The sequence below is a fragment of the Oleiphilus sp. HI0086 genome (assembly GCF_001635225.1).
Window position 1 is genome coordinate 1 of sequence record NZ_LWFZ01001226.1, and the last position, 6,274, is coordinate 6,274.

Annotated in this window: 6 protein-coding genes; 2 read left to right on the top strand and 4 right to left on the bottom strand. The window is 41.6% G+C overall.

The genetic code is table 11. The annotated features are described in order from the left end of the window. Positions 1-166 precede the first annotated feature (166 nt). Positions 167-724: a TlpA disulfide reductase family protein gene (locus A3756_RS21400; protein WP_068554594.1), complete on the bottom strand. Its 558-nt coding sequence runs from the start codon at positions 722-724 to the stop codon at positions 167-169. Positions 725-883: 159 nt separating this feature from the next. Here A3756_RS21400 and A3756_RS21405 point away from each other — a divergent pair, with 159 nt between their 5' ends. Then, positions 884-3,163 carry an EAL domain-containing protein gene (locus A3756_RS21405; RefSeq protein ID WP_068554595.1) on the top strand — a complete coding sequence of 760 codons (2,280 nt, stop codon included), beginning with the start codon at positions 884-886 and terminating at the stop codon, positions 3,161-3,163. A 172-nt stretch (positions 3,164-3,335) separates the two neighbouring features. On the opposite strand, the gene A3756_RS21410 is transcribed toward A3756_RS21405, so the two are convergent. From A3756_RS21410 to A3756_RS29015, 3 genes are read right to left on the bottom strand one after another with little or no spacing between them, the layout of a single operon-like run. Continuing rightward, a complete protein-coding gene (locus A3756_RS21410; RefSeq protein WP_068554597.1) occupies positions 3,336-5,528 on the bottom strand; it encodes an ATP-binding protein in 2,193 nt (730 codons plus the stop codon). Then, the gene (locus tag A3756_RS21415) at positions 5,525-5,869 is read right to left on the bottom strand and encodes a molybdopterin-dependent oxidoreductase (protein ID WP_082865419.1); all 345 of its coding nucleotides are present in this window, start codon (positions 5,867-5,869) and stop codon (positions 5,525-5,527) included. The genes A3756_RS21410 and A3756_RS21415 overlap by 4 nt, the downstream gene beginning before the upstream one ends. 25 nt (positions 5,870-5,894) lie before the next feature. Continuing rightward, positions 5,895-6,020: a hypothetical protein gene (locus A3756_RS29015; protein WP_255375188.1), complete on the bottom strand. Its 126-nt coding sequence runs from the start codon at positions 6,018-6,020 to the stop codon at positions 5,895-5,897. 109 nt (positions 6,021-6,129) lie between these two features. On the opposite strand from A3756_RS29015, the gene A3756_RS29330 reads away from it, so the two are divergent. Next, on the top strand, positions 6,130-6,274 hold a 145-nt coding region (locus tag A3756_RS29330; protein WP_156490663.1), incomplete at its 3' end, for a transposase.

Genomic DNA, 6,274 nt, shown 5'->3' on the forward strand with positions numbered 1-6,274 from the left:
TTGATATCTCGTGTTTTCACAACAGTATGCCAGTTCTGAATAACTTTAGGAGCCATGATCTTTACCGTAATTATTGATAGTCAAAAAGGTGTTCTGAAGCGCTAATGTATCAAAGAAAATGGGACTAATGCGAATCTAATAACGGAAAACGGTAAAGACTAAATGTTTACTCCTGAAGCAGCATGTTGACTTCTTTCTCGAGGTAACGAATAAACCCCGTGTTAAACCCCTGATGAGCAATGCGAATATAACCTTCTCGATCTATCAAAAATGATGTAGGCATGGTGAGTAGCTCGTAAGCCTGTTGGGATTTCCCACTTCGTTCTTCCAGTACCGGAAAATCCACTGGGTACTGTTCAAGAAAACGCATCGCTTCTTCAGTGGTGACGTCAACATTGACAGCAAGAATTTCAAAGTCTTGACCGTTTTGTTTACTGTGCAGGCGCTTGCGAAGTTGATTATATTCGGGCATCGACTGACGGCATGGACCACACCATGAGGCCCAAAAATCTACCAGTACCACTTTGCCTTTATAGTCACTCAGATTGACGGTGCTCTTCTCATGTATATCAGGTAAAGAGAAGAGGGGGGCTTTGTTATATTTTGCGTCTTTTAAGTCTGCAGAGACCTGCTCGGTAAAGGAGTTTAAGCCTATAAAAATTAGGATGAAGTAAGCAATAGATAAACCAAGAAAACGGTCGGGCTTATTGGAGCGCGTGGGCATAAATGTAAAGCTCTACTGATAAAAAGAATTCATTTATTTGAACGCCGCGCGCCTAGAAAGTTCCCTGCCTTGCTAACTATAACCATTGAATGTAATGATTAGAGAGTACTTGATGACGCGTCGCATGACGTATTTTCAATAATGTACTATATTAAATGAATGAAAAAATATAAAAACCAGGCCTTATGGCGAACTTATCTATTTGTCGTATTCTTTTCTATCGTCGTAACCGCATCTTTTTTATATGCTGAATGGCAGGAAATTAAGGATCACGCAGGTATTGAGCAAAGTTATGCAAATAACCTCGTCTCTCATTCTATGGAATCCTTGCTTCAAAAAAACTCAAATTTATTGAAAGTACTTGGTGAACGCTTTGTGGAGCTTGTTGGCGAGGGAGAAATAGCCCAGGTTCAGAAAAGTATGAACCAGGTTTTACGAGTGAATACCGAGTTGATAGGTTTAGGCTTGGTTGATGTAAACGGTCAGTTGATAGTCTCTACCTTCAAACATATGCCAAGCCAGGTTCCTAATTTGTTGACAAAAGCGGAAACCAAAGACACCTTTCGCAAGACCCTGGAATCATCGAAATTAGTGATGGGAAGGACCTATTACTTCCAAGCATTGAATTCGTGGGTCATACCTATCCGGCTTCGGGTATTAGATAGCGAAGGACAGGTTGCAGCTGTTGTGGTAGCAGGCTTTAAACTAGGCGCTTCTCATGGTTTATGGTCTAGAGAAAATCTACCAAAACACCTTGCTTTGACAGTCGTTCGTGGCGATTACTATCGTCAATATGTCTCGTATATTGATGAAAATGAATATCAGGATTGGTATGGCTCGGCGGTAGAGAGTAAATTCGTTGAATATGTGGATAACTTATTCAAGGTTCAAGCAGGTGTGGGAATAAAAGCCCTTCGGGCAGGCGACAAGCTTGTTTCAGCGATTGTGCCTAATAAACGAGGTGAGCTAAATTTTGCATCGATTAGCTATGACCCTGTGTTTGAGCATTTTACCATTGTTAGCACTAGACTTGACTTGCTCTATGATAAATTTTGGTACACCCTGTCTTGGGTCCTTAGTGCCTTTATTCTGTTTAATATCGGCTTATTTATTATTTTCCGTTTGAATATTCGTCTCCACTTACAGACGGAGCAGTCACTACATCACCAGATTGAACATGACCCGCTAACCAAGTTACCTAACCGGCGCTTTCTGACACAGAACTTCGAATCCTGGGCAAATAAGTATGCTCAGGGCTTCTCTCTACTCTATATTGACCTGAATAACTTTAAGTCGAGTAATGACTTACATGGTCACTCTGTTGGTGACCAGATTCTTTGTGAAGTGGCGAGCAGAACTACTGAACACTTCCAAGATTGTATGTGTATCAGACAAGGAGGCGATGAGTTTATTATCTTGACGGGTATGCGTGATAAAGGTGAGTTAAACAAGTTGTGTAAGGCTTACCTGGAGGTGCTACGAAACCCAGTTTCGTTGGAGCATTTAGAGTTTTCCATCAAGGCTTCAATCGGGGTTGCAATCAGTCCCTTTGATGGCAAGGTTCTGGATGAGCTGCAGCGAAAGGCAGACATGGCCATGTACGAAGCGAAGCAAAAACAGAGCGATATCTGTTTTTATTCCGTGGGAATGGAAGAGAAAACCAAGCGTGCTGCTGATATTGAGAAAGAACTTCTTAATGCGTTAGAAAAGGGTGAAATGTGTGTCGTCTATCAGCCTCAGGTCGACTCACAATCCCAGAAGGTATTAGGTGTCGAAGCTTTGGTTCGCTGGCAGAGTGATGTTTTGGGTTTTGTTCCGCCCGATCAGTTTATTTCGGTAGCAGAAGCAGCGGGCGTGATTCATGAACTGGGTGAGTTCGTACTAAAAACGGCTTTGGACGAATGTCTTGACGCTTGTAAACAGAGTCAGCACGCGCCGTTTAAACTGAGAGTATCGGTTAACGTTTCGGTGAGGCAACTGCTTAATGAAGACTTTGTCCCTATGATTAAACAGCTTGTTGAAAGGTATGACGGAGAAGCGCTTACTTTGATGATTGAGGTGACAGAAAGCCTGTTTATTGAAGATTTGGACAAAGCAAAGGATGTATTGAATCAGGTCTCGTTATTGGGCGTGTATACTTCTTTGGATGACTTTGGTACAGGCTACTCTTCTCTAAGTGTACTGAGTAAATTACCTATCAATGAACTGAAAATCGATCGAAGCTTCGTTAATGATATTTTGATTGACGAGCAGGATTGGCTACTGGCAAAAAGTATTATCAACTTAAGCAAGAGTTTATCTATTCCCGTCGTCGCTGAAGGTGTAGAAACTAAAGAACAGGCTGATATTTTGGCAGCCAATGGCTGCGATGTATTCCAGGGCTACTATTTTGCTAAACCTATGCCGAAAAATGAACTGGTTTCATTCTTAAGAGAGTAGATCTTAGCTATTGCTCGTTACCTTGGCTATGAGTGTATAAGTACACTCATAGGATTTAGCTCTGTTTAGTACTATTAGCGAACATTAACCCGCGATAGGGTTTTGGGAGTAAGGGTATGCAATTTAATAAAGTGTTCATAGCGCGGTTATTTGATGATACTTAGAGCTGATTTTAGCTGAGCTCTTCAATAAGTTGGCATAAGGCTTCAGGCTCGAAGGGTTTGGGCAGGTGGGCCTTCATTCCTGCAGCAATATAAGTGTCAATATCTTCTTTAAAGACATTCGCTGTCAATGCAACGATAGGGGTGTCCGGAGCAAGCGAGTCTGTGATAATAATTTGTGTAGCTTCTAAGCCATCCATTTCTGGCATCTGAATATCCATCAGTATCAGGTCGTACTGACTTTCTCGTAAGCATTGAATACATTCTAGGCCATTGTTGGCAAACGTGATTTCTGCGCCGAGTAAGAGGAGTGTCTCGTTTACTACTAGCTGGTTAATTTTATTGTCTTCTGCCACTAATATTTTTTTGCCTTTTAAACTTTGTGTTATAGGCGTTTCTTCATCTGAGGCTATTGACGTTTGCTTATCTAGAAAGTGATTGAGTACTTTTTCACTAGTGTAGGGAGCTTCAATTAAGTGAACCGAGCTAGGCAGATCATCGAACTGGGGGATTAGGTCGCTACTTAGAAGAAGTATGGTGGGCAAGGAGTATTTTCCTAATAACGCGTTAACGCGAGTGCTTAAATCGGGTATATCCTGGTTACATGAAAATAATAAATGACTGCTTGGCTCAGCATTAATATTAAGGCCTGAACTTCTGAGATCTGCTGATATTATTTCAGTTTCGAAGGTGCAAGGGCTAACAACTTTCAGCTTAAGATTGCTGAGCTGGTTTTTTTCCTCTTCTGATAAGTGTGTAAATGATAAAACATCTTGTGATTCATCTTTGCTCTTTCGAAGCGGTATCGATACATCAAAACACGAGCCTTTGTCTAAAGAGCTATCAACTCGAATAGTTCCGAGCATTAACTCAATGAAACTACGTGAAATACTCAGGCCCAAGCCTGTTCCACCAAATTTACGGGTAGTCGAGTCATCTGCCTGAACAAACTCTCTGAATATTAGTTTTTGTTGTTCTTCACTTAGCCCTATCCCTGTGTCTTTTACTTGAATCTTTAAGTAAGGTTGCGTGTAATTCTCGGTGAGATCAATTTTTAAGGTGACCCCGCCGGTTTCAGTGAACTTGATTGCGTTCGAGCATAAATTGGTAATGATTTGCGTGATTTTGGTAGCGTCGCCACAAAGTGGAATAGCCAGATTTGGCGGCGTTAATAAGATGAAGGAAATATTCTTCGCTTTCGCTGCAAAATTCATCGATGTGGCTAGAGGTCTGATAATGTCTTCAAGGACAAAGTCTGCCTGATCCAATGTGATTTTGTTGGCTTCTATCTTACTGAAATCCAAGACGTCATTGATTATTTGAAGTAATGAGCTGCCAGATAAGACAACATTCTCAAGGTAACTTTTGACTTCGCTGTCCTGAATACGGTTATAAGTCAGTTTGCTCAAACCGATGATGCCGTTTAGTGGTGTTCTTATTTCATGTGACATATTGGCGAGAAAACGCGATTTTGCTCTAGTGCTTTGCTCAGCCATCGTCTTGGCCTCATCAAGTTCCTGCGTTCGACGCTCAAGTGCCTGCCCAGTGCGTATTTGGCTGATATATAATTGATACATTAGCGCGATGGCGATAACACTCGTGATGGCGATGACCAGTAAAAAGTAGAGTTGCAACTTGAGTTGATGGCTCCAGCTTGTCCATGTTTTCGCTTGCGCATGCTCGACTTCCTGAATCACTTTACGGCTATAAACGTTCCATTTGTTATATAAACGGCCGAGCTTTTTACGTAGCGACTTGACTAGTTTAAGGTTGGTTGCATGATTCTCTTCATGGAGTTGTGCAATCGGCTCCCCAAAACCTTTAAGTGTCGAGGTGATTTTGCTGAGTTTATCGAGGTCGCCAAATTCTTGGTGTAAAGTTTTTGTTTTTTCGCTATCAAGGTCGTTGAGTATACTGCCGCGCATAATGCGAAAACCTTTTTTCAGGTTCTTAATGTTTTTTGAACTTGTTTCGGCCTGGTAGTCCTGAATGAGGGAGATGATTTTTAGCAATTTGGGGTTAACCCCGAGATTGTTATTAATTATCGCCAGATAAGGTTCAACTGCATCGTTGTTAATGTCTTTAATTGAATTGATAGAAAAACTTACGCCCGCCAAAATAATCAGCGCGAGAAGAACGAAGATGGCAACTAAAGTTTTCGGGGTTGCTATTCGACTTGATAGAGTTTTGTGTTGTTTGCTCATTCAACTTCGATAGATTTTATTTGCCAGACGGACATGTTGTAATAGAGGTCTCTTCTCAACTCTTTATATTTATCAAAGGGGAAGACAATAAAAAACGGTCCTCTGTCATCGATGGTCATCATTTTTCCATTTTCATGGGTTGCTAGTAGTACGTCATACTTTTCTATTTCGCTGCGTTTTAACTCGGCTGTGTAATCATCAAGCGCAGTAACAAAAACACTGTCCCCTCTAGCGCCAAGTTGATTAAGTAGGTCTCCTAGAACTGGACCTTTGTAGTTTGTTGGTTTGGAAAGTACATGATTGGCGGTGACAATGCTTGACGTTTGTAGTGCCTCAATCATCCCTCGGTCAAAGTGAGCTTCGCCATCAAGTGTTGCTAAGCTTTAAGTCACCAATGACTTCGAGAATAACCTCACCTGAAGGTGGGGGAAGTAGGCTTTCGGCATGAAGAAAACAAGGTAGCAATAAGAGTGTGCATAGTAGATTTTTCATAGGATCTGTCTTCCGCTCTTTGTTTAAAGGCAAGGCGATGTAGTGGCACACTAATTTTGGCCACCTAATTAGAGGTGATATTATCACCATCAACTAACTAGGTATCAAAATGAGCAAACGAACAAGACCAACATACTCTCCAGAATTTAGACTCGAAGTTGCACAAGAAGTTGTTGATAAAGGGCGCAGTGTCCGAGATGTCGCGGATAGCTTAGGCCTTGGTAAGTCCACGGTCGATAAATGGGCGCGACAAT

Excerpts from the sequence above, each read along its gene's own strand:
- A3756_RS21405 (WP_068554595.1), top strand. The coding sequence starts at position 884 with ATGAAAAAATATAAAAACCAGGCCTTATGGCGAACTTATCTATTTGTC.
- A3756_RS29015 (WP_255375188.1), bottom strand. The coding sequence starts at position 6,020 with ATGAAAAATCTACTATGCACACTCTTATTGCTACCTTGTTTTCTTCAT.
- A3756_RS21400 (WP_068554594.1), bottom strand. The coding sequence starts at position 724 with ATGCCCACGCGCTCCAATAAGCCCGACCGTTTTCTTGGTTTATCTATT.
- A3756_RS21410 (WP_068554597.1), bottom strand. The coding sequence starts at position 5,528 with ATGAGCAAACAACACAAAACTCTATCAAGTCGAATAGCAACCCCGAAA.
- A3756_RS21415 (WP_082865419.1), bottom strand. The coding sequence starts at position 5,869 with ATGATTGAGGCACTACAAACGTCAAGCATTGTCACCGCCAATCATGTA.